The sequence below is a fragment of the Pseudomonas paeninsulae genome (genome assembly GCF_035621475.1).
Classification (GTDB): Bacteria; Pseudomonadota; Gammaproteobacteria; order Pseudomonadales; family Pseudomonadaceae; genus Aquipseudomonas; species Aquipseudomonas paeninsulae.
Window position 1 is genome coordinate 349,094 of sequence record NZ_CP141799.1, and the last position, 18,334, is coordinate 367,427.

Below are 18,334 nucleotides of genomic sequence, written 5' to 3' on the forward strand. Positions count from 1 at the left end.
CGGAAAATTTTTACAACAACAGGAGCTGTACGCATGAATATATTCGGCAAAACCCTTCTCGCGTTGTCCCTCGCCGGGGCGGTGGCGGGTGCCGCGCAGGCCGAGGACAAAGTACTGCACGTCTACAACTGGTCGGATTACATCGCCGAAGACACCATCGCCAACTTCGAGAAGGAAACCGGCATCAAGGTGGTCTACGACGTCTTCGACAGCAACGAAACCCTGGAAGCCAAGCTGCTTTCCGGCCGCTCGGGCTACGACGTGGTGGTGCCGTCCAACCAGTTCCTCGCCAAGCAGATCAAGGCTGGCGTGTTCCAGAAGCTCGACAGGTCCAAGTTGCCGAACTGGAAAAACCTCAACCCGGACCTGCTAAACGCTCTGCAAAAGTCTGACCCGGGTAACCAGTACGCTTTCCCCTATTTGTGGGGCACCACCGGCATCGGTTACAACCCGGCCAAGGTCAAGGCTGCACTGGGTGTCGACAAGATCGACTCCTGGGACGCGGTGTTCAAACCGGAGAACATGGCGAAGCTCAAGGAGTGTGGCGTCTCCATGCTTGATGCGCCGGAGGAGATTTACGCCGCCGCGCTGCACTACCTGGGCAAGGATCCGATCGCGAAAAGCCCGGCAGATGTGAAGGCGGCTGAAGAATTGCTGCTGACAGTCCGTCCGTACATCACCTACTTCCATTCCTCCAAGTACATCTCCGACCTGGCCAACGGCAACACCTGCGTGGCGGTTGGCTGGTCCGGCGACGTGTTCCAGGCCCAGGCCCGCGCCGAGGAAGCGAAGAACGGCGTACCGGTGGCCTATGCGATTCCGAAAGAAGGCGCCGCCACCTTCTTCGACATGATGGCCATTCCGGCCGATGCCAAGAACTCCGAGGAGGCCTATACCTTCCTCAACTACATCCTCACCCCGGAAGTGATCGCCCCGATCTCCGACTACGTGGCCTACCCCAACGCCAACAGCGCCGCCAAACCGTTGGTGTCGGAGGACATTCGCAACAACCCGGGTATTTACCCGTCCGAAGACGTGATGAAGAAGCTGTATGCCTTCAGCCTACTGAGCCCGAAAGTGCAGCGCGCGATGACGCGTAGCTGGACCAAGGTGAAATCGGGACGTTAAGCCATAGGTAGCACCCAGTTTCTGGCGGGATGCCCGCCAGAAACCCTAACAATAAGAAGGAAGCTTGCATGCGTTTCACACCTTTTCTGGCCGCCTCCGCGTGCGTGCCTCTTCGCGAGTCACGACCATCTGCACTATGGCTGCGGAGCGCGGGCCTGCCGTGCCGCCCAGGGTGGCCGGTAGCGGCACGCTGAGCAGAAAAAGACTTTTCCGATAGAGAGCTGGCCCTCCGGGGCTGCCCGATAAAAGAGGATTCCCGCATGCGTACTCCCTTCGCGACAACCCTGACAGCCAGCGCCCTGGCGCTTGGTTTGGCGGCCACTGCCCAGGCTGAGTCGACCGTACATATTTACAACTGGAGCGATTACATCGGTGAAAACACCCTCACCGAATTCCAGCAGGCGACGGGCATCAAACCGCTCTACGACGTCTTCGACTCCAACGAAACCCTTGAAGGCAAACTGCTCGCCGGGCGTTCCGGCTATGACGTGGTGGTACCTTCCAACCATTTCCTCGGCAAACAGATCAAGGCCGGTGCCTTTCAGAAGCTTGACCGCGGCCAGCTGCCGAATTGGCAGAACCTTGATCCGGCGCTGCTCAAGCAGCTGCAGGCTAACGATCCGGGCAACCAGTATTCGGTGCCTTACCTGTGGGGCACCAATGGCATCGGCTACAACGCCGAGAAGGTCAAGGCTGCGCTCGGGGTCGACAAGATCGACTCCTGGGCTACGGTCTTCGAGCCGGAAAATATGCAGAAGCTTGCCAGCTGTGGCGTGAGCTTCCTCGACTCGGCCGACGAGATGATCCCGGCGGTGCTCAACTACCTGGGCCTCGATCCCAACAGCCGCAACCCGGATGACTACAAGCAGGCCGAAGCCAAGTTGCTGGCCGTGCGACCCTATGTCACCTACTTCCACTCCTCCAAGTACATCGGCGACCTGGCCAACGGCAATATCTGCGTAGCCGTTGGCTTCTCCGGCGACATGCTGCAGGCCGCCGGCCGCGCCGAAGAGGCTGGCAAGGGCATCGAGATCGCTTATGCGATTCCTCAAGAGGGCGCCAACCTGTGGTTCGACATGCTGGCCATTCCGGTCGATGCGGCGAACGTCAAGGAGGCCCACGCCTTCATCAACTACCTGCTGGAACCGGCAGTAATCGCCGGGATCAGCGATTACGTCGGCTATGCCAATCCCAACCCCAAGGCCGGTGAGTTGATGGATCAGGACGTGCGCAACGACGAGGCGGTGTACCCGCCGCAAGCAGTTTTGGACAAGTTATACATCTCGGCGGAGTTGCCGAAAAAAGTGCAGCGGCGGATGACCCGCAGTTGGACCAAGGTCAAATCAGGCCGGTAATTTAAAACGTCTGACCGCCGGGGTCGGGCGCAATTTTTCCAGGAGTTTTGGTAATGGCAGTTGCTTCTAGTGCCTATAAAAAGGTTCTCGAGGGCGATCAGCAACCCAAAGAGGTGTTGGTCAAAATCGATCGTGTGACGAAGAAGTTCGACGAGGCGGTCGCCGTCGATGATGTTTCTCTGACCATCAACAAAGGCGAAATTTTCGCCCTGCTCGGCGGCTCTGGCTCGGGTAAATCCACCCTGCTGCGCATGCTCGCCGGCTTCGAGCGGCCGACCGACGGGCGCATCTACCTCGATGGCGAAGACATCACCGATATGCCGCCGTACGAGCGGCCGATCAACATGATGTTCCAGTCCTATGCGCTGTTCCCGCATATGAGCGTGGCCGACAACATCGCCTTCGGCCTCAAGCAGGACAAAAAGTCCAGGGCCGAGATCGATGCCCGGGTCGAGGAAATGCTCAAGCTGGTACAGATGAGCGAGTACGCCAGGCGCAAACCGCACCAGCTGTCCGGTGGCCAGCGTCAGCGCGTGGCCCTGGCCCGTTCGCTGGCCAAGAGCCCGAAACTGCTGCTGCTCGACGAGCCGATGGGGGCGCTGGACAAGAAGCTGCGCTCGCAGATGCAGTTGGAACTGGTGGAGATCATCGAGCGAGTTGGTGTGACCTGCGTGATGGTGACCCACGATCAGGAAGAGGCCATGACCATGGCCCAGCGCGTGGCCATCATGCATCAGGGCTGGATCGCCCAGATCGGCAGCCCGGTGGATATCTACGAGACCCCGACCAGCCGCCTGGTCTGCGAGTTCGTCGGCAACGTCAACCTGTTCGAAGGCCAGGTGGTGGAAGACGCCGAAGGTCACGCGCTGATCGACAGCCCGGACCTGGAGCGCAATATCTTCGTCGGTCACGGCGTCAGCACCTCGGTGCAGGACAAGAGCATCACCTACGCGATTCGCCCGGAGAAGTTGCTGGTCACCACGCAAAAGCCCGACTGTGAGTACAACTGGTCGCGCGGCACCGTGCACGACATTGCCTACCTGGGTGGTCACTCGGTGTTCCATGTCGAGTTGCCGAGCGGCAAAATTGTCCAGTCCTTCGTCGCCAATGCCGAACGCCGCGGCGCGCGGCCGACCTGGGATGATGAAGTCTATGTCTGGTGGGAGGATGACAGCGGGGTGGCATTGCGCTCATGAACATTTCCCGAAGCATCAGTCGCCGGATGCCCAAAGGCCGGCACTTCGTCATCGGTGTGCCGTTCCTTTGGCTGTTCATGTTCTTCCTGCTGCCCTTCATCATCGTGTTGAAGATCAGCTTTGCCGAAGCCGACGTGGCCATTCCACCCTATACCGAGATCTACGCCTGGGCGGAACAGCAGCTGTCGATTGTCATCAACCTGAGCAACTACATCTTCCTCAGCGAAGACGACCTGTATCTGGCCGCCTACCTCGGCTCGTTGCAGATGGCCTTCTTCAGCACCCTGCTGTGTGTGCTGATCGGTTATCCGATGGCCTATGCCATTGCCCGTGCCGATAAGGACATGCAGATGGTGTTCCTGCTGCTGATCATGATGCCGACCTGGACGGCGATCCTGATCCGCGTGTATGCCTGGATGGGCATCCTCAGCAGCAACGGCCTGCTCAACAGCCTGCTGCTGAGCCTGGGTCTGATCGACGATCCGATCCGCATCCTCAACACCAACATCGCGGTGTATATCGGTATCGTCTATTCGTACCTGCCGTTTATGGTGTTGCCGCTCTACGCCAACCTGGTCAAGCACGATCAGAGCCTGCTGGAGGCCGCTTCGGACCTGGGCTCGAGCACCTACAACAGCTTCTGGAAAATCACCGTGCCGCTGTCGAAGAACGGCATCATCGCCGGCTGCATGCTGGTGTTCATTCCGGTGGTCGGCGAGTTTGTGATTCCTGAACTGCTCGGTGGCCCGGAGACGCTGATGATCGGCAAGATACTCTGGCAAGAGTTCTTCAATAATCGTGACTGGCCGGTGGCTTCCGCCTTGGCGGTGGTGATGCTGGCGGTGCTGATCATCCCGATCATTCTGTTCAACCGTAGCCAGGCCAAAGAAATGGAGGGCAGAGCATGATGACGTTCCCTCGGCTTGTGCCGACCATTCTGTTCACCCCTCTGCATAAGCAACAGCTGGCTAAGGAAATGGAGGGCCGCGCATGAAAGGTTTCAGTTTCTCCCGCTTCATGTTGTGGGCGGGCTTCGCGTTCATCTACCTGCCGATGCTGATCCTGGTGATCTACTCGTTCAACAGCTCCCGTCTGGTCACGGTCTGGGGCGGTTGGTCGATCAAGTGGTACGTCGGCCTGCTCGACAACACCCAGCTGATGAACGCGGTAATGCGCTCCCTGGAAATCGCCTGCTACACCGCGATTGCCGCGGTTATCCTCGGCACCATGGCCGCCTTCGTCCTGACCCGGGTGACCCGCTTCAAGGGTCGCACCGTGTTCGGCGGGCTGGTCACGGCGCCGTTGGTGATGCCGGAAGTGATCACCGGTCTGTCGCTGTTGCTGCTGTTCGTGGCCATGGCCCAGTTGATCGGCTGGCCGGCCGAGCGCGGCATCCTGACCATCTGGATCGCCCACACCACCTTTTGCACCGCCTACGTGTCGGTGGTGGTGTCCTCGCGTCTGCGTGAACTGGACCTGTCCATCGAGGAGGCGGCCATGGACCTGGGCGCCAAGCCGTTTAAGGTGTTCTTCCTGATCACCATTCCGATGATCGCGCCGTCCTTGGCGGCCGGCGGCATGATGTCCTTCGCCCTGTCGCTGGACGACCTGGTGCTGGCCAGCTTCGTTTCCGGTCCCGGTTCCACCACCCTGCCGATGGAGGTGTTCTCCGCCGTGCGACTGGGCGTGAAGCCGGAGATCAACGCGATCGCCAGCCTGATCCTGTTGTCGGTGTCGCTGATGACTTTCATTATCTGGTTCTTCGCCCGCCGGGCCGAGGTCAGGCGCAAGAAGGCCGTACAGCAAGCCATGGACGAAACCACGGGCATCCGCGAGCAGCAGGGCCCGGACAGCCGCCGCGATCCGTCGCAGGTGCAAGCGCCCGCCTAGGCAGTTGTATGGGTAAACAAACAAGGGTCACTGCGGTGACCCTTGTTTGTAGGGGATTGTCCGGACGACCCGGGTGTCGGGCGGCTCGGGCGGCGATCCGTTCGGAGCGCAGCGCCAGGCCGCCAGGTTGCGCCGCACCGCCCAACCTCGGCGCACTGCCTGCGGCGAGTAGCGGCCTATGTGTACCTCGCCGATTTCGCCCTGGCGACACTGTGTTCGGCGTGCAACGACATTAACTGTACATCCATACAGATTAAGGTTGCCTGAACCCGCGCCACTGCGCATGCTGTGCGTCATCGCGACAAGGAATCAATGATGGCGGCCATGCGGCTCTTCCTCTGTGAAAAACCTTCCCAGGCCAAAGACATCGCCAAGGTGCTCGGGGCCACCCGGCGTGGCGATGGCTGCTGGCTGGGCAGCAACCTGACGGTGACCTGGTGCATTGGCCACCTGCTGGAAACCGCGCCACCGGACGCCTACGACGCACGCTACAAACGCTGGGTGCTGAGTGACCTGCCGATCATCCCCGAGCGCTGGAAGATGCTGGTAAAGCCCAAGACTGCCGGCCAGTTCAAGGCGGTCAAGCGCCTGCTCGGCGAAGCCGACGAGCTGGTGATCGCCACCGACGCCGACCGCGAGGGCGAGATGATCGCCCGCGAGCTGGTCGAACATTGCCGCTATCGTGGGCCGATCCAGCGCCTGTGGCTGTCGGCCCTGGACGATGCCTCGATCCGCAAGGCCCTGGCCGCGCTCAAGCCCGGCGCCGAGACCTTCAGCCTCTACCATTCGGCGCTGGGCCGCTCGCGCGCCGACTGGCTGATCGGCATGAACATGAGCCGGCTGTTCACCCTGCTCGGCCAGCAGTCCGGTTATCAGGGCGTGCTGCCGGTGGGCCGGGTGCAGACCCCGACCCTGCGCCTGGTGGTCGATCGCGACCGCAGCATCGGCGCTTTCGTGCCGCTACCGTACTGGGCTATCGAGGTGCCGCTGCTGGCCGACGGCACCGCGTTCAGCGCCCAGTGGCGCGCCGCGGCGGATGTCTGCGACGAGCAGGGCCGTTGCCTCAATCAGGTGCTGGCGCAGGAGGCGGCGATCGCCATGGGTAATGCTGGCAGCGCGCGGGTGGTGAAACTGCGCACCGAGCGCAATCGCGAAGCGCCGCCGCTGCTGTTCGATCTGGGCACCCTGCAGGAAGTCTGCTCCAAGAAGCTCGGCCTCGGCGCTCAGGAAACCCTGGATATCGCCCAGGCGCTCTACGAAACCCACAAGCTCATCACTTACCCGCGCAGCGATTGCGGCTACCTGCCGCTCAGCCAGCACGCCGAGGCGTCGGCTATCCTCGTCGCGCTGGGCCGGGCCGATCCAGGTCTGGCCGGCCTGCTCGCACACTTGGACCCGCAGCGCCGCTCGCGGGCCTGGAACGACGCCAAGGTCAGCGCCCACCACGGCATCATCCCGACCGCCGCCGCGCAGAACCTGGAACGCCTGGCCGGCAAGCAACGGGCGGTCTATACCCTGATTCGCGCGCGCTACCTGGCGCAGTTCCTGCCCAACCACGAATACGATCGCACCCAGGCCGATTTCGACTGCGCCGGCCAAGCCCTGCGCGCGGTCGGCAAGGTGATCGTCGAGTCCGGCTGGCGCCGTGCATTGCCCGAAGCCCTGACGCCGGCCAAGGGCCGCGAAGCGCCCCCCGCACAAGCACTGCCGGCCCTGCGCGAAGGGCAGGACTGCGCGGTGGTGGACGTGACCCTCAAGGACCTCTGGACCCAGCCGCCGAAGCCCTTCACCGAGGGCGATCTGATCAAGGCGATGAAAAACGTCGCCAAACTGGTCGACGACCCACGGCTCAAACAAAAACTCAAGGACACCACCGGCATCGGCACCGAAGCGACCCGCGCCGGCATCATCCAGGGCCTGCTCGATCGCGGCTACCTGCTCAAACAGGGCAAGGCCCTGGCCGCTACCCCGGCCGCCTTCAGCCTGATCGACGCCGTGCCCCGCGCCATCGCCGACCCCGGCACCACGGCAATCTGGGAGCAGGCGCTGGACATGGTGCAGAGCGGCGAGATGAGCCTGGACGAATTCGTCGCCAAACAGTCGGCCTGGATGAGCAAGCAGGTGCAACGCTGCGCCGGCCTGCGCCTGACCATCAGCGGCCCCGCCAGCCCGGCTGCTGCTACGCCCTGGAAGGGCAAACGCAAGACCGGCAAGCGCAAGGCGACGGTAGGGAGTAAGCGGGGTGGCAAGCCGGTTGGGCGGGAGTGAGCGGGTAATAGGCCGCGGCGAACAGGCCACAACTAATTGAAGTCGCTGTTCAAAACACCAGCCATGGTTTGTTCCCTATTGTCTTTCGACGTCCCGCAGGTTGAGCCAAATTGAGCAGGCCCGCGATTACCGGGCGGGGTGATGGAGGTGCTAGAAAGCTGTTGATTTTGTTGGTTTTTTAGAAGTTACAAAGCCGTTGGAGTGGCGTTACCTAGAATTCATTAATATGCGAGAATACGGAAGTCCGTCTAATTACAGTTAGGCCTCTTGCGATCTGAGGACGACCTCATTTCGTATTTCACCTCCGGGACGACCCGTACTTCGATAAGGTATCGCCATGAACTGGCTCATTCTTATTCTTGCTGGGTTGTTTGAAATCGGTTGGGCTATAGGACTTAAATACACCGATGGCTTTACGCGCCTTTGGCCAACGGTTGGCACCGTACTCGCGATGGTGATTAGCCTTGGGCTACTAGGTATTGCCATGAAGTCGCTCCCCGTGGGCACCGCCTATGCAATATGGGTTGGCGTCGGTGCGGTCGGCACAGCGCTACTGGGGATTGTCTTGCTTGGCGAGCCCGCGAACGCAGGCCGGCTAGTGAGTCTCGCGCTCATTCTTGCAGGCATTATTGGCCTGAAAATGGCTACGCCGGCCTAACAAGTCAAGCCGCCGTCGCTTTGCGGCGCGGCTTAATTCAGGCTGTGAGAACGCGTGCATTGCCTTCTCCTCAGCGCGATGCGCTGCGCCGAATGTGCGCCAGCTTCTCTTCCGACAGGCCCGTCAGCTGGGCCTCCTGGATGCGTCCTTCGCGCAGCAGTCGAGCGAACACCAGGAGCAACTGCGAGTAGCGATAGTCGTATTTGCGGTCGATCTCGCGGCGTTTGCGCGCCAGGTACTCCTCGATCGGCCACATCTCGTGCGGCACCGTTACGGCGATGGCTCTTGCTTTGAAGTCAGCCATGATTTCGGCCAACTCGGCAGTGAGCGCCGCCTCGAACACGCGGTGCGCGAGTTTCTTCTCGGCTGCGGACCACTTGAGGTCGTGCATGGATGCTCCTTGCTGGCGCGGCGGCCCTGCTCGGAATACGAAATACTCGGGACAGGCCGTAATAGTGTTCCTGCTGGCAACCCCGACTTCAGTTCGATTAAAGCCTGCACTACCCCGCAGTTCAACTTGGGCCGCGTCTTTGCGCTGGTACATCCAGGCCGTGTTGCTTTGAATCGGTTGCCTTTGATCTTAAACCCCACTGAGGCGTTGCCCCTTGACCACTGCAGAGCGGGTGGCGCCAAGTCGTTGCTGCGCGGCTTTGAGTCAGTCGACGGTTTCCGTCGGCCACTGGCAGAAGCAACCGACCGCCATGGTGTTGCTGGCGTTGACCGGACGGCCGGCGGCCAGGGCCTCGAGGATCGGCTCGATAAAGCTGTTGCTCGAATTGCAGGTGAGGCCTTCGCTGTAGGGGCCGAAATAGGCCAGCTGGCCCTGCTTGTCCCAGATCGCCACCGCCGGGCTGGCCGGTATGCCGGCGCTGCCGGGGAGCGGGGCAAGGGCTTGCATTGCGCTCAAGGTGGCCGGTAACTGGCCCTTGCTGCCAGGCTTTTGCACGGCATGGAAGCTCACGCCCAGGGGGCCGAAGTGCTCGATCAGTTCGCCCAAGTGTTGCTGGTTGCCGACATTGCACGGGCAGGCCGGGTCCCAGAAGTGCACCAGGCGAATCGGCCCGGGGCCGGCCAGTTCCGCGGGCAGGCGCAGTTCGGCGCCGGCGAACAGTGCGGTCTGCTGGTCGAACGGACGCACATAGCGCGCCTCGAACCACCAGAATGCGGCAAGCATGGCGGCTATCCAGAGCAGTGCGATGAGGCTGGCGAGCAGGGTCTTGCGGCTGGGGCGGGACATGGCACGATCGGCAGGTGAAAGGACGCATAGCTTGCCATGGCCTGCCGGGCAGCAGAGTATCTTTAACAGTCTGCCGCTTGCTGGAAGACGGCGTACCGCTTCGCGAGTACGGCCTACGCGAACCCCGCGTTTTCCCACAGCCTGCTGCATATGTCCCGCGGCTAGACCGCCTGATTTGATGGAAAGCTTTATGCCAGAACGTTTTCAGCCCGCAGACCTGGTCGCCAATTTGCGCCCCTTGGCCGCCGCGACCATGGCTTTGCCGCATGAGCAGGCGTACCGGCGTTTCTACGGTTTCGAGCAGTTACCGACCGAAGGCAGCCTGCTCGGCTATTTTCAGGTCGGCGCCTACCGGATTGCCGCTCAGGTCTGGTTGCCGCAGGCTCCGCGCGCCACCTTGCTGTTAATCCATGGCTATTACGATCACAGCGGTCTGTATCGCCATGTGATCGAGTGGGCGCTTGGCCTGGGCTTTGCCGTGCTGGCGATCGACCTGCCGGGGCACGGCCTGTCCAGCGGTGCGCGCGCCAGCATCGGCGACTTCGCCGAGTATCAGCTGGTGCTGCAGGGTGCGCTGGAGCAGGCCGCCGCCCTTGACCTGCCGCAGCCCTGGCACCTGTGCGGGCAAAGTACCGGCGGCGCGATCCTGATCGACTATCTGTTGACCGGCAAACCCAGGCCAGAGGTGGGCGAAACGATTCTGCTGGCGCCGCTGGTGCGGCCGCGGGCCTGGGCCTGGTCGCAGTTGAGCTATCGCCTGCTGAAGCCCTTCATCCGCGAGATTCCACGGCGCTTCAGCGACAACTCGAGCGACCCCGAGTTTATCGACTTCGTGCACAACCGCGATCCGTTGCAGCCGCGCAGCCTGCCAACCGCCTGGGTCGGCGCCTTGAGCCAATGGGTGCCACGGATCGAGGGGGCGCCACGCAGCACGCGCAGTCCGCTGATCATCCAGGGCGAAGCGGACAGGACCGTGGACTGGCAGCACAACCTGAAGCTATTGCAGGACAAGTTCGCCGCGCCGGAGATTTTGCGCCTGGCCGAGGCGCGCCATCACCTGGCCAACGAATCAGTGGCTCTGCGTCAGCACTATTTCAATTTTCTGCGTGAGCGGCTGGTCTGATCGGCAGGGCGGAGCACCGTAGGTTGGGTTAGCGGCGCATGCATCTGTTTGGCAGGCGCCGCAGCTAGTGAACGTCGCGTAACCCAACGCAAGCTCATCAGCCGCGCCCTTCGTCAGATCCCCTGCGGCGGCGGTGCCAGGTTGGAGCTGCTCTGGCCTACCGCCAGGCCGGCGCGGATTGCCGCCAAGGCAGCCTGGTAGTACGCCTGGCCTTCTGTCGATTGGGCGAAGCTGACGAATTCTTCCAGCTCCGGATCGGACAGTTCGCTATAGACGTGCAACAGGGTGTTGTCCAGATCCGCGCCAATCTGTTCCATCAGGCGCTGGCGCTGGGTGTTGAGCAAGGACTGTGCACTATCGCCGCCGAACAGGCCGGGGAGCATCTGGCTGAGGCTGTCGGCCGCGACCCCGGCCAGGGCCAGGCTGACTTCGGCGCCAGCCTCCTTGGCCGGCAGCGCCTGGGCCAGGTGGCGGATCAGCAGGCGCCGGGTGGCGCTGGCCTCAATGCGCGGCAAACCCTCGGCATACAGTGCCAGCTGGTCACGGCGGGTGGCGAGTTGTTCGGCGGCGACCACCTTGCGACCCAGTTCCGACTGGAAAAACCGCAGGGCAGGCAGCGGATCGGCGAGGTTTTGCCCCAGGCTCTGCTGCGCACGTTGATCGATCGCCAGCGGGGCAAAGCGCTGATTGCTGTTGTTCACCAGTGCCTCATAGACCGCCGGCGGCAGGCTGCTGCGATAGCGCGCCTGCGCGGCACTCAGGGCATCGTTGAAATGCACGCGTTGCTGCGGCCAGCCGGCTGCCTGGTAGAGCTGAACTTGCGCATCTGCCAGGCTGGGGAGGCTGAGGAACAACAGTAAAACTATGGATAGGACGCGCATACAGACTCCTGTCTAGCGGGCAGCTATTTTCGATGGCTTGGCGGTGCTTGTCGAGGCATAGCCGGCAGACTGATAGACTCGCCGGCATGTCTATTTCAACTCATTCTGCGCTGTTAGCGCGCATCGTTGACGATCTGGCCGAACAAGGCTGGTCGTTACAACCCATTTTCGCTCCTCAGTCTCTGACCCTTGAACTGGCCGATGAGTGCCGCAAACGTGCTGCACGGGGTGATTTGACCCCCGCCAGCATTGGCCGTGGCACTGGCCAGGAGATACGCGAAGGGGTGCGCGGCGATCGTATTCAATGGCTGGATGCCGGCTTGTCGTCGGCTTGCGACCATTATCTGGCACTGATGGACGGACTGCGTCAGGCGCTCAACCGTGAGCTATATCTGGGCCTGGAAGATTACGAGTGCCACTTCGCCTCGTACCCGCCTGGCGCCTTCTATCAGAAACATCTCGATCGCTTCCGCAGTGACGACCGCCGTGCGGTGTCGGCGGTGTTCTATCTCAACCCGGATTGGCAGCCCGAGCAGGGAGGTGCCTTGCGGCTGTACCTACCTGATGCGACGACGCGCGATGTGCCGCCAGAGGCCGGCAGTCTGCTGGTGTTCCTTTCCGCCGACATGCCCCATGAAGTGTTGCCGGCGACCCGCGAGCGCTTGTCGCTGACCGGCTGGTTCCGTCGCCGCGGCGACGACCCGCTGTAGCTCCAGTGATGGCTGGCTTGCGCCTTTCAAGCACCGCCCCCGGGAGGATGTATGCAGAAGATTCTGGTCAGTCGCTGTCTGCTTGGCCACCGCGTGCGTTATGACGGTGGCGCCCACGGCCCCTTCGATCTGCTCCAGCGCTGGCAGGCCGAGGGCCGGGTGGTCGCGCTCTGCCCGGAGGTCGCCGGCGGTTTGCCGACGCCTCGACCCGCGGCGGAAATCCCCTCAGGCCAAGGCGCGCAGGTGCTCGACGGCCTGCTGCCGGTACTGACCATCGATGGCGGGAACGTCACGGCGGCCTTTGTCGCCGGCGCCGAACAGGCGCTGGCGCTGGTCCAGCAGCACGGCATCCGCCTGGCGTTGCTCAAGGCGCGCAGCCCGTCGTGCGGCAACCTGGAAAACTACGACGGCAGTTTCAGCGGCCGCAAGGTTGCAGGCGAAGGCGTCACGGCGGCCCTGCTCAAGCGTTCGGGCGTGCAGGTGTTCAGCGAGGAGCAGTTGCCCGCAGCGGCGTTGGCCCTGGCGAGGCTGGAAGATACTGACAGTGGAACGATCGAGTCAGGCTAGGGTCGACTTCAGGGACTTGTTACCTGAGGGATCTACTATGAAAACATTACGCACTGGTTTCGGACTTGCCGCGGCGCTGCTAAGCGCCTCGGGCTTAGCCCTGGCGGCCGTGCCACATACTGCGGCGCCCAGCGGAGCGGCGGTGTACTTTATCGAGCTTGCCGACGGCGCTACGGTCGGCCAAACATTCACCGTCAAGTTCGGCCTCAAGGGCATGGGTGTGGCGCCGGCAGGTATTGACGCGCCGGCCACTGGGCACCATCACCTGCTGATCGACCTGGAGGACGCCCCGGCGATGAACCAGCCGCTGGCGATGACCGACAGCCTGCGTCATTTTGGCAAGGGCCAGACCGAGACCGAACTCAGCCTGCCGCCAGGGACACACACCTTGCAATTGCTGGTGGGCGACAACAACCATGTGCCGCTGGTCCCGCCGGTGATCTCGAAGAAAATCACGGTGACCGTGCAGTAGCATCGCGAGCATGAAAAAGGGAGGCCAAATGGCCTCCCTTTTTCGTTACCCGGCGGCGCTTAGAACAACACGCGGCTACGGATGGTGCCGTTGACGTGTTGCAGCTTCTCCAGCGCCAGGTCGGAGTAGTCGGCGTCGACGTCGATCACCACATAGCCAACCTTGGCGTTGGTCTGCAGGAACTGACCGGAGATGTTGATGCCGTTTTCGGCGAACACCTTGTTGATCTCGCTCATCACGCCCGGCACGTTCTGGTGAATGTGCAGCAGACGGTGCTTGCCCGGATGCGCCGGCAGGGCGACTTCGGGGAAGTTGACCGAGGACACCGAGGTACCGTTGTCACTGTACTTGACCAGTTTCTCCGCCACTTCCAGGCCGATGTTGGCCTGGGCCTCGGCGGTGGAGCCGCCGATGTGCGGGGTCAGGATCACCCGATCGAGGCCGCGCAGCGGGCTCTCGAACTCTTCGTCGTTGGATTTCGGCTCGACCGGGAACACGTCGATGGCGGCGCCGATCAGGTGCTCGTCCCGGATCGCGGCGGCCAGGTGATCCAGCTTAACCACGGTGCCGCGAGCGGCGTTGATCAGGATGCCGCCCTTCTTCATGGCGCGGATTTCCCGCTCGCCGATCATCCACTGAGTAGATGGCAGCTCCGGCACGTGCAGGGAAATGATGTCGCACATGCCCAGCAGGTCGTGCAGCTTGGCAATCTGGGTGGCGTTGCCCAGCGGCAGCTTGGTCACGGTGTCGTAGAAGAACACCTGCATGCCGAGGGCTTCGGCCAGGACCGAGAGCTGGGTGCCGATCGAGCCGTAGCCGACGATGCCGAGCTTCTTGCCGCGGATCTCGAAGGAGTTGGCTGCCGATTTGATCCAGCCGCCACGGTGGCAGGAGGCGTTCTTTTCCGGGATGCCGCGCAGCAGCAGGATGGCCTGGGCCAACACCAGTTCGGCCACCGAACGGGTGTTCGAGTAGGGCGCGTTGAATACCGCGATACCGCGTTCACGGGCGGCGTCGAGATTGACCTGGTTGGTGCCGATGCAGAAGCAGCCAACAGCCACCAGGCGACTGGCGCAATCGAAGACATCGGCGGTCAGCTGGGTGCGCGAGCGAATGCCGATGAAGTGCGCGTCGGCGATCTTTTCTTTCAGCTCGTCGTCTGACAGTGCGCCCTTGTGGTACTCGATGTTGGTGTAGCCGGCAGCCTTCAGGGTATCCACCGCATTCTGGTGGACGCCTTCGAGAAGAAGGAACTTGATCTTGCTCTTGTCGAGAGAGGTCTTGCTCATCGGAGTACCTGTTGTCCCACATAATGGTGTCAGGGAAAGAGGCCGGGCGCAGCCGGTCGCAGCTCGTAGATCGGCGCAGGAGCACGATTCACGGGGGGCGTATGCTAGCATACGAGCCCCGCGAAACACCCACCCCTGGCAGATGAAGCGTGCTCAGGGTGACCATGAATCGTTTGAGAGTTCCGTAGATGACCAACCCTGCGCTGATCGAAGAGCTGAAGACCCTGGTTGAGCCTGGCAAGGTGCTGACCGACGCCGATTCCCTCAACGCCTACGGCAAGGATTGGACCAAGCACTTCGCCCCGGCTCCCTGTGCCATCGTATTTCCCAAGAGCATCGAGCAGGTGCAGGCCATCGTCCGTTGGGCCAACCAGCACAAGGTCGCTCTGGTGCCGTCGGGTGGCCGCACCGGGCTGTCGGCCGCTGCCGTCGCGGCCAACGGCGAAGTGGTGGTGGCCTTCGACTATATGAACCAGATTCTCGCTTTCAACGAATTCGACCGCAGCGTGGTCTGTCAGCCGGGCGTGGTGACCAAGCAGTTGCAGCTGTTCGCCGAAGAGCAGGGGCTGTACTACCCGGTCGATTTCGCCTCCAGCGGTTCGAGCCAGCTGGGCGGCAATATCGGCACCAATGCCGGTGGGATCAAGGTAATTCGCTACGGCATGACCCGCAACTGGGTGGCCGGCCTGAAGGTGGTCACCGGTACCGGCGAGCTGCTGGAGCTGAACAAGGACCTGATCAAGAACGCCACTGGCTACGACCTGCGCCAGCTGTTTATCGGCGCCGAAGGCACCCTGGGCTTCGTGGTCGAGGCCACCATGCGCCTCGATCGTACGCCGCAGAACCTCACCGCCATGGTCTTCGGCGCGGCCGACTTCGACTCGATCATGCCGGTGCTGCACGCCTTCCAGAACAAACTGGACCTGACCGCCTTCGAGTTCTTCTCCGACAAGGCCCTGGCCAAGGTCATGGGCCGCGGCGATGTGCCGGTGCCGTTCGAGACCGACTGTCCGTTCTATGCGCTGCTGGAGTTCGAAGCCAGCAGCGAGGAAGTGGCCGATGCCGCTCTCGCCACCTTCGAGCATTGCGTCGAGCAGGGCTGGGTGCTCGACGGGGTGATGAGCCAGAGTGAGCAGCAACTGCAAAACCTGTGGAAGCTGCGCGAATACATCTCCGAGACCATCAGCCACTGGACCCCGTACAAGAACGACATCTCGGTCACCGTGTCGAAAGTGCCGGCCTTCCTGCATGAGATCGATGCCATCGTCGCTGAGCACTACCCGGACTTTGAGATCGTCTGGTTCGGCCACATCGGCGACGGCAATCTGCACCTGAATATCCTCAAACCGGAGAATCTGTCCAAGGACGAGTTCTTCGCCAAGTGTGCGACGGTGAACAAGTGGGTGTTCGAGACCGTGCAGAAGTACAACGGCTCGATCAGCGCCGAACACGGCGTCGGCATGACCAAGCGCGACTACCTGCACTACAGCCGCTCCGAGGCGGAGATCGGTTACATGAAGGCGATCAAGGCGGTATTCGATCCCAACGGCATCATGAATCCTGGCAAGATCTTCCCGGTCTGACCGTTACTGCGCTTGGCCATGCCGCGTTGGCGTGCCCGGAAAAATGCTCATTGGCAGCAGCCAGCTCTGCTGTTTTCCGGATACACCGCCGCGCTTAAACGGACACGAGCGTAGGGCGGGTTGCACCCGCCCTACACGCACGCTCCCACAAAGAGCCGCGCACCGCATTCCCATAAGGAGTCGCCCATGAGTTACCAGCACCAGTACGTCGACGGCACCCATATCCATTTCCCCATGGGCAAGGTGGTGTGCATCGGCCGCAACTACGCCGAACACGCCAAGGAACTGAACAACCCGCTGCCGAGCGAGCCCTTGCTGTTCATCAAGGCCGGCAGCTGCGTGGTGCCGCTGGATGAGGGATTTGTCATTGCCGACGAGCGCGGCGCGGTGCATTACGAGGCGGAAATTGCCGTGCTGATCGGCAAGCCGTTGTCGCGCACGCCGAATGCCGAAGAAGTGCTGGACGCCATATCCGGCTTCGCCCCGGCCCTCGACCTGACCCTGCGCGACTTGCAGGCCAAGCTCAAGGAGCAGGGCTACCCCTGGGAAATCGCCAAATCCTTCGACGGTGCCTGCGTGCTGGCGCCCTTCGTGCCGGGCGATGCCGTGGAAGACCTGAGCGACATCGGTATCCGCCTGAGCATCAACGGCGAAGTGCGTCAGGACGGCAACAGTCGCGATATGCTCAACCCGATTCTGCCGATGATCCAGCACATCGCCGGTCACTTCAGCCTGCAGCCGGGCGACGTGATCCTCACCGGTACGCCGGTCGGAGTCGGCCCGTTGCACAAGGGCGACGAGCTGGTGCTCGAGCTGGTCGGTCACGCGCGCTTTGCCAGTCGCGTGCTGTAACGGACTATGTATATAAGGGGCGCCTGGAGGCGCCCCTATGGTAATCGAACCTCAAGCCTTGCTCGCTAGTCTGATGGTCATGCTTATCTCGAGTCGTGCCCAATGCCTGCCCCGTTCTTTCGTTTCATGCGCCCGCGCCGGTTGCTGCTGCTGTTGCTGGTTGTCGTCACGGCGTGGCTGATCAATTTCCTGCGGCTGGATGAGCGCGCCTGGTTCTGGCTCGAGGAAGGCCGCCTGAGTGTTGCCGAGCAGCAGGCGAGCATCTGGCTGCCGGGCTATCGGGCCGTCGTGCAGGGCAAGTCGCTGGCCGGCCTGGAACGGGATGAAACCTCAGGGCTGACCTACAACCCCGCCAGCGACACGCTGTTTACCGTGACCGGCAAGCACCCGCAACTGGTCGAATTGTCGCTGGACGGCGAGGTGCTGCGGCGTATCCCGCTCAGCGGTTTTTCCGACCCCGAAGGTGTCGAGGTCATCTCCGGTGGCCGCTTGGCAATCATCGATGAGCGCCGGCGCAGCATGACGGCGTTCACTCTCGACGACGACACGCTAAGCCTCGATGCCGGGGATTATCCATCGTTCGACCTGGGCTTTGCCGATGCCGGCAACAAGGGCTTCGAGGGGATTGCCTGGGACTCGCTCAATCAGCGCGTGCTGCTCGGCAAGGAGCGCGGTCCGCTGGGAGTGTTCAGCTTGTCGTTAGCCGGCGAAGACGGTGCCGCCGGGACGCTGCAGGCGTTGCCCTCGAAGCGCGCGTTCGTGCGCGATATTTCTTCGTTGAGTTTCGATGCGCGCAGCGGTCACACCTTGGTGCTTTCCGACGAGTCGCGTCTGCTGCTGGAGCTGGATAGCCATGGCCAGCCAGTCAGCTTCATCAGCCTGATCGGCGGTCTCAACGGTCTGCACCAGAGCATCAAGCAGGCCGAAGGGGTGACCATGGATGCGGCGGGCAATATCTACATCGTCGGCGAACCCAACCTGCTCTATGTGTTCAGCAAGGACGCGCCGGTGGTGCTGCCCAGGCAGATCGATTAAGCGTTCCGACGCCTTCGAACAATCCGCAATCCGTAGGGTGTACTCGCCGCAGGCAGTGCACCGAGGTTGATCGGTGCGGCGCAAATCCTG

The 18,334-nt window shown here is 62.2% G+C and carries 18 protein-coding genes; 14 read left to right on the forward strand and 4 right to left on the reverse strand.

Annotated features, from left to right (window positions below; all coding sequences use genetic code 11):
- The first annotated feature begins 33 nt into the window (after window positions 1-33).
- The 7 genes from VCJ09_RS01490 to sugE all read left to right on the forward strand — a co-directional run bounded on the left by VCJ09_RS01490 (window position 34) and on the right by sugE (window position 8,495).
- Complete coding sequence (locus VCJ09_RS01490; RefSeq protein WP_324732861.1) at window positions 34-1,128, forward strand: extracellular solute-binding protein; 1,095 nt, start codon at window positions 34-36, stop codon at window positions 1,126-1,128.
- A gap of 260 nt (window positions 1,129-1,388) precedes the next feature.
- Window positions 1,389-2,483, forward strand: coding sequence for a polyamine ABC transporter substrate-binding protein (locus tag VCJ09_RS01495; RefSeq protein WP_324732862.1), 1,095 nt, complete (start codon window positions 1,389-1,391; stop codon window positions 2,481-2,483).
- A 53-nt stretch (window positions 2,484-2,536) separates the two neighbouring features.
- Entirely contained in the window at window positions 2,537-3,679 is a 1,143-nt protein-coding gene (locus tag VCJ09_RS01500) for an ABC transporter ATP-binding protein (protein ID WP_324732863.1), read from the forward strand.
- A 26-nt stretch (window positions 3,680-3,705) separates the two neighbouring features.
- The gene (locus VCJ09_RS01505; RefSeq protein ID WP_177345294.1) at window positions 3,706-4,587 is read left to right on the forward strand and encodes an ABC transporter permease subunit; all 882 of its coding nucleotides are present in this window, start codon (window positions 3,706-3,708) and stop codon (window positions 4,585-4,587) included.
- Between the two features lie 82 nt (window positions 4,588-4,669).
- Window positions 4,670-5,569 carry an ABC transporter permease subunit gene (locus VCJ09_RS01510; protein ID WP_324732864.1) on the forward strand — a complete coding sequence of 300 codons (900 nt, stop codon included), beginning with the start codon at window positions 4,670-4,672 and terminating at the stop codon, window positions 5,567-5,569.
- 324 nt (window positions 5,570-5,893) lie between these two features.
- Entirely contained in the window at window positions 5,894-7,837 is a 1,944-nt protein-coding gene (locus VCJ09_RS01515; protein ID WP_324732865.1) for a DNA topoisomerase III, read from the forward strand.
- 337 nt (window positions 7,838-8,174) lie between these two features.
- Complete coding sequence (sugE, locus tag VCJ09_RS01520; protein WP_079204346.1) at window positions 8,175-8,495, forward strand: quaternary ammonium compound efflux SMR transporter SugE; 321 nt, start codon at window positions 8,175-8,177, stop codon at window positions 8,493-8,495.
- Between the two features lie 70 nt (window positions 8,496-8,565).
- On the opposite strand, the gene VCJ09_RS01525 is transcribed toward sugE, so the two are convergent.
- Window positions 8,566-8,886, reverse strand: coding sequence for a hypothetical protein (locus VCJ09_RS01525; RefSeq protein ID WP_324732866.1), 321 nt, complete (start codon window positions 8,884-8,886; stop codon window positions 8,566-8,568).
- Window positions 8,887-9,150: 264 nt separating this feature from the next.
- On the reverse strand, window positions 9,151-9,732 hold the full coding sequence (locus VCJ09_RS01530) for a DUF6436 domain-containing protein (protein WP_079204348.1): 582 nt from the start codon (window positions 9,730-9,732) through the stop codon (window positions 9,151-9,153).
- A 190-nt stretch (window positions 9,733-9,922) separates the two neighbouring features.
- Between VCJ09_RS01530 and VCJ09_RS01535 the strand changes: the two genes are divergently transcribed.
- Window positions 9,923-10,855 carry a phospholipase BipL gene (locus VCJ09_RS01535; RefSeq protein ID WP_324732867.1) on the forward strand — a complete coding sequence of 311 codons (933 nt, stop codon included), beginning with the start codon at window positions 9,923-9,925 and terminating at the stop codon, window positions 10,853-10,855.
- A 113-nt stretch (window positions 10,856-10,968) separates the two neighbouring features.
- Here the strand turns inward: VCJ09_RS01535 and VCJ09_RS01540 are convergent, their stop codons facing one another.
- Entirely contained in the window at window positions 10,969-11,736 is a 768-nt protein-coding gene (locus tag VCJ09_RS01540) for a hypothetical protein (protein WP_324732868.1), read from the reverse strand.
- An 86-nt stretch (window positions 11,737-11,822) separates the two neighbouring features.
- On the opposite strand from VCJ09_RS01540, the gene VCJ09_RS01545 reads away from it, so the two are divergent.
- The 3 genes from VCJ09_RS01545 to VCJ09_RS01555 are packed head-to-tail and all read left to right on the forward strand — an operon-like array spanning window position 11,823 to window position 13,485.
- Window positions 11,823-12,446: a 2OG-Fe(II) oxygenase gene (locus tag VCJ09_RS01545; RefSeq protein WP_079204351.1), complete on the forward strand. Its 624-nt coding sequence runs from the start codon at window positions 11,823-11,825 to the stop codon at window positions 12,444-12,446.
- A 51-nt stretch (window positions 12,447-12,497) separates the two neighbouring features.
- A complete protein-coding gene (locus tag VCJ09_RS01550) occupies window positions 12,498-13,013 on the forward strand; it encodes a DUF523 domain-containing protein (protein WP_324732869.1) in 516 nt (171 codons plus the stop codon).
- A gap of 37 nt (window positions 13,014-13,050) precedes the next feature.
- A complete protein-coding gene (locus VCJ09_RS01555; RefSeq protein ID WP_324732870.1) occupies window positions 13,051-13,485 on the forward strand; it encodes a DUF4399 domain-containing protein in 435 nt (144 codons plus the stop codon).
- 59 nt (window positions 13,486-13,544) lie between these two features.
- On the opposite strand, the gene serA is transcribed toward VCJ09_RS01555, so the two are convergent.
- The gene (gene serA, locus VCJ09_RS01560; protein ID WP_079204354.1) at window positions 13,545-14,774 is read right to left on the reverse strand and encodes a phosphoglycerate dehydrogenase; all 1,230 of its coding nucleotides are present in this window, start codon (window positions 14,772-14,774) and stop codon (window positions 13,545-13,547) included.
- Between the two features lie 188 nt (window positions 14,775-14,962).
- On the opposite strand from serA, the gene VCJ09_RS01565 reads away from it, so the two are divergent.
- The 3 genes from VCJ09_RS01565 to VCJ09_RS01575 all read left to right on the forward strand — a co-directional run bounded on the left by VCJ09_RS01565 (window position 14,963) and on the right by VCJ09_RS01575 (window position 18,244).
- Window positions 14,963-16,357, forward strand: a complete 1,395-nt coding sequence (locus tag VCJ09_RS01565) for an FAD-binding oxidoreductase (protein ID WP_324732872.1) — start codon at window positions 14,963-14,965, stop codon at window positions 16,355-16,357.
- A 186-nt stretch (window positions 16,358-16,543) separates the two neighbouring features.
- Complete coding sequence (locus VCJ09_RS01570) at window positions 16,544-17,209, forward strand: fumarylacetoacetate hydrolase family protein (protein WP_079204356.1); 666 nt, start codon at window positions 16,544-16,546, stop codon at window positions 17,207-17,209.
- Between the two features lie 102 nt (window positions 17,210-17,311).
- On the forward strand, window positions 17,312-18,244 hold the full coding sequence (locus tag VCJ09_RS01575) for an SdiA-regulated domain-containing protein (RefSeq protein ID WP_324732873.1): 933 nt from the start codon (window positions 17,312-17,314) through the stop codon (window positions 18,242-18,244).
- The last annotated feature ends 90 nt before the right edge of the window (window positions 18,245-18,334 follow it).

Coding starts and splice junctions, on each gene's coding strand:
- VCJ09_RS01515 (WP_324732865.1), top strand. CDS start 5,894: ATGCGGCTCTTCCTCTGTGAAAAACCTTCCCAGGCCAAAGACATCGCC.
- VCJ09_RS01495 (WP_324732862.1), top strand. CDS start 1,389: ATGCGTACTCCCTTCGCGACAACCCTGACAGCCAGCGCCCTGGCGCTT.
- VCJ09_RS01510 (WP_324732864.1), top strand. CDS start 4,670: ATGAAAGGTTTCAGTTTCTCCCGCTTCATGTTGTGGGCGGGCTTCGCG.
- VCJ09_RS01505 (WP_177345294.1), top strand. CDS start 3,706: ATGCCCAAAGGCCGGCACTTCGTCATCGGTGTGCCGTTCCTTTGGCTG.
- VCJ09_RS01555 (WP_324732870.1), top strand. CDS start 13,051: ATGAAAACATTACGCACTGGTTTCGGACTTGCCGCGGCGCTGCTAAGC.
- VCJ09_RS01565 (WP_324732872.1), top strand. CDS start 14,963: ATGACCAACCCTGCGCTGATCGAAGAGCTGAAGACCCTGGTTGAGCCT.
- VCJ09_RS01550 (WP_324732869.1), top strand. CDS start 12,498: ATGCAGAAGATTCTGGTCAGTCGCTGTCTGCTTGGCCACCGCGTGCGT.
- VCJ09_RS01490 (WP_324732861.1), top strand. CDS start 34: ATGAATATATTCGGCAAAACCCTTCTCGCGTTGTCCCTCGCCGGGGCG.
- VCJ09_RS01530 (WP_079204348.1), bottom strand. CDS start 9,732: ATGTCCCGCCCCAGCCGCAAGACCCTGCTCGCCAGCCTCATCGCACTG.
- VCJ09_RS01500 (WP_324732863.1), top strand. CDS start 2,537: ATGGCAGTTGCTTCTAGTGCCTATAAAAAGGTTCTCGAGGGCGATCAG.
- VCJ09_RS01535 (WP_324732867.1), top strand. CDS start 9,923: ATGCCAGAACGTTTTCAGCCCGCAGACCTGGTCGCCAATTTGCGCCCC.
- VCJ09_RS01575 (WP_324732873.1), top strand. CDS start 17,312: ATGCCTGCCCCGTTCTTTCGTTTCATGCGCCCGCGCCGGTTGCTGCTG.
- VCJ09_RS01540 (WP_324732868.1), bottom strand. CDS start 11,736: ATGCGCGTCCTATCCATAGTTTTACTGTTGTTCCTCAGCCTCCCCAGC.
- VCJ09_RS01525 (WP_324732866.1), bottom strand. CDS start 8,886: ATGCACGACCTCAAGTGGTCCGCAGCCGAGAAGAAACTCGCGCACCGC.
- sugE (WP_079204346.1), top strand. CDS start 8,175: ATGAACTGGCTCATTCTTATTCTTGCTGGGTTGTTTGAAATCGGTTGG.
- VCJ09_RS01545 (WP_079204351.1), top strand. CDS start 11,823: ATGTCTATTTCAACTCATTCTGCGCTGTTAGCGCGCATCGTTGACGAT.
- serA (WP_079204354.1), bottom strand. CDS start 14,774: ATGAGCAAGACCTCTCTCGACAAGAGCAAGATCAAGTTCCTTCTTCTC.
- VCJ09_RS01570 (WP_079204356.1), top strand. CDS start 16,544: ATGAGTTACCAGCACCAGTACGTCGACGGCACCCATATCCATTTCCCC.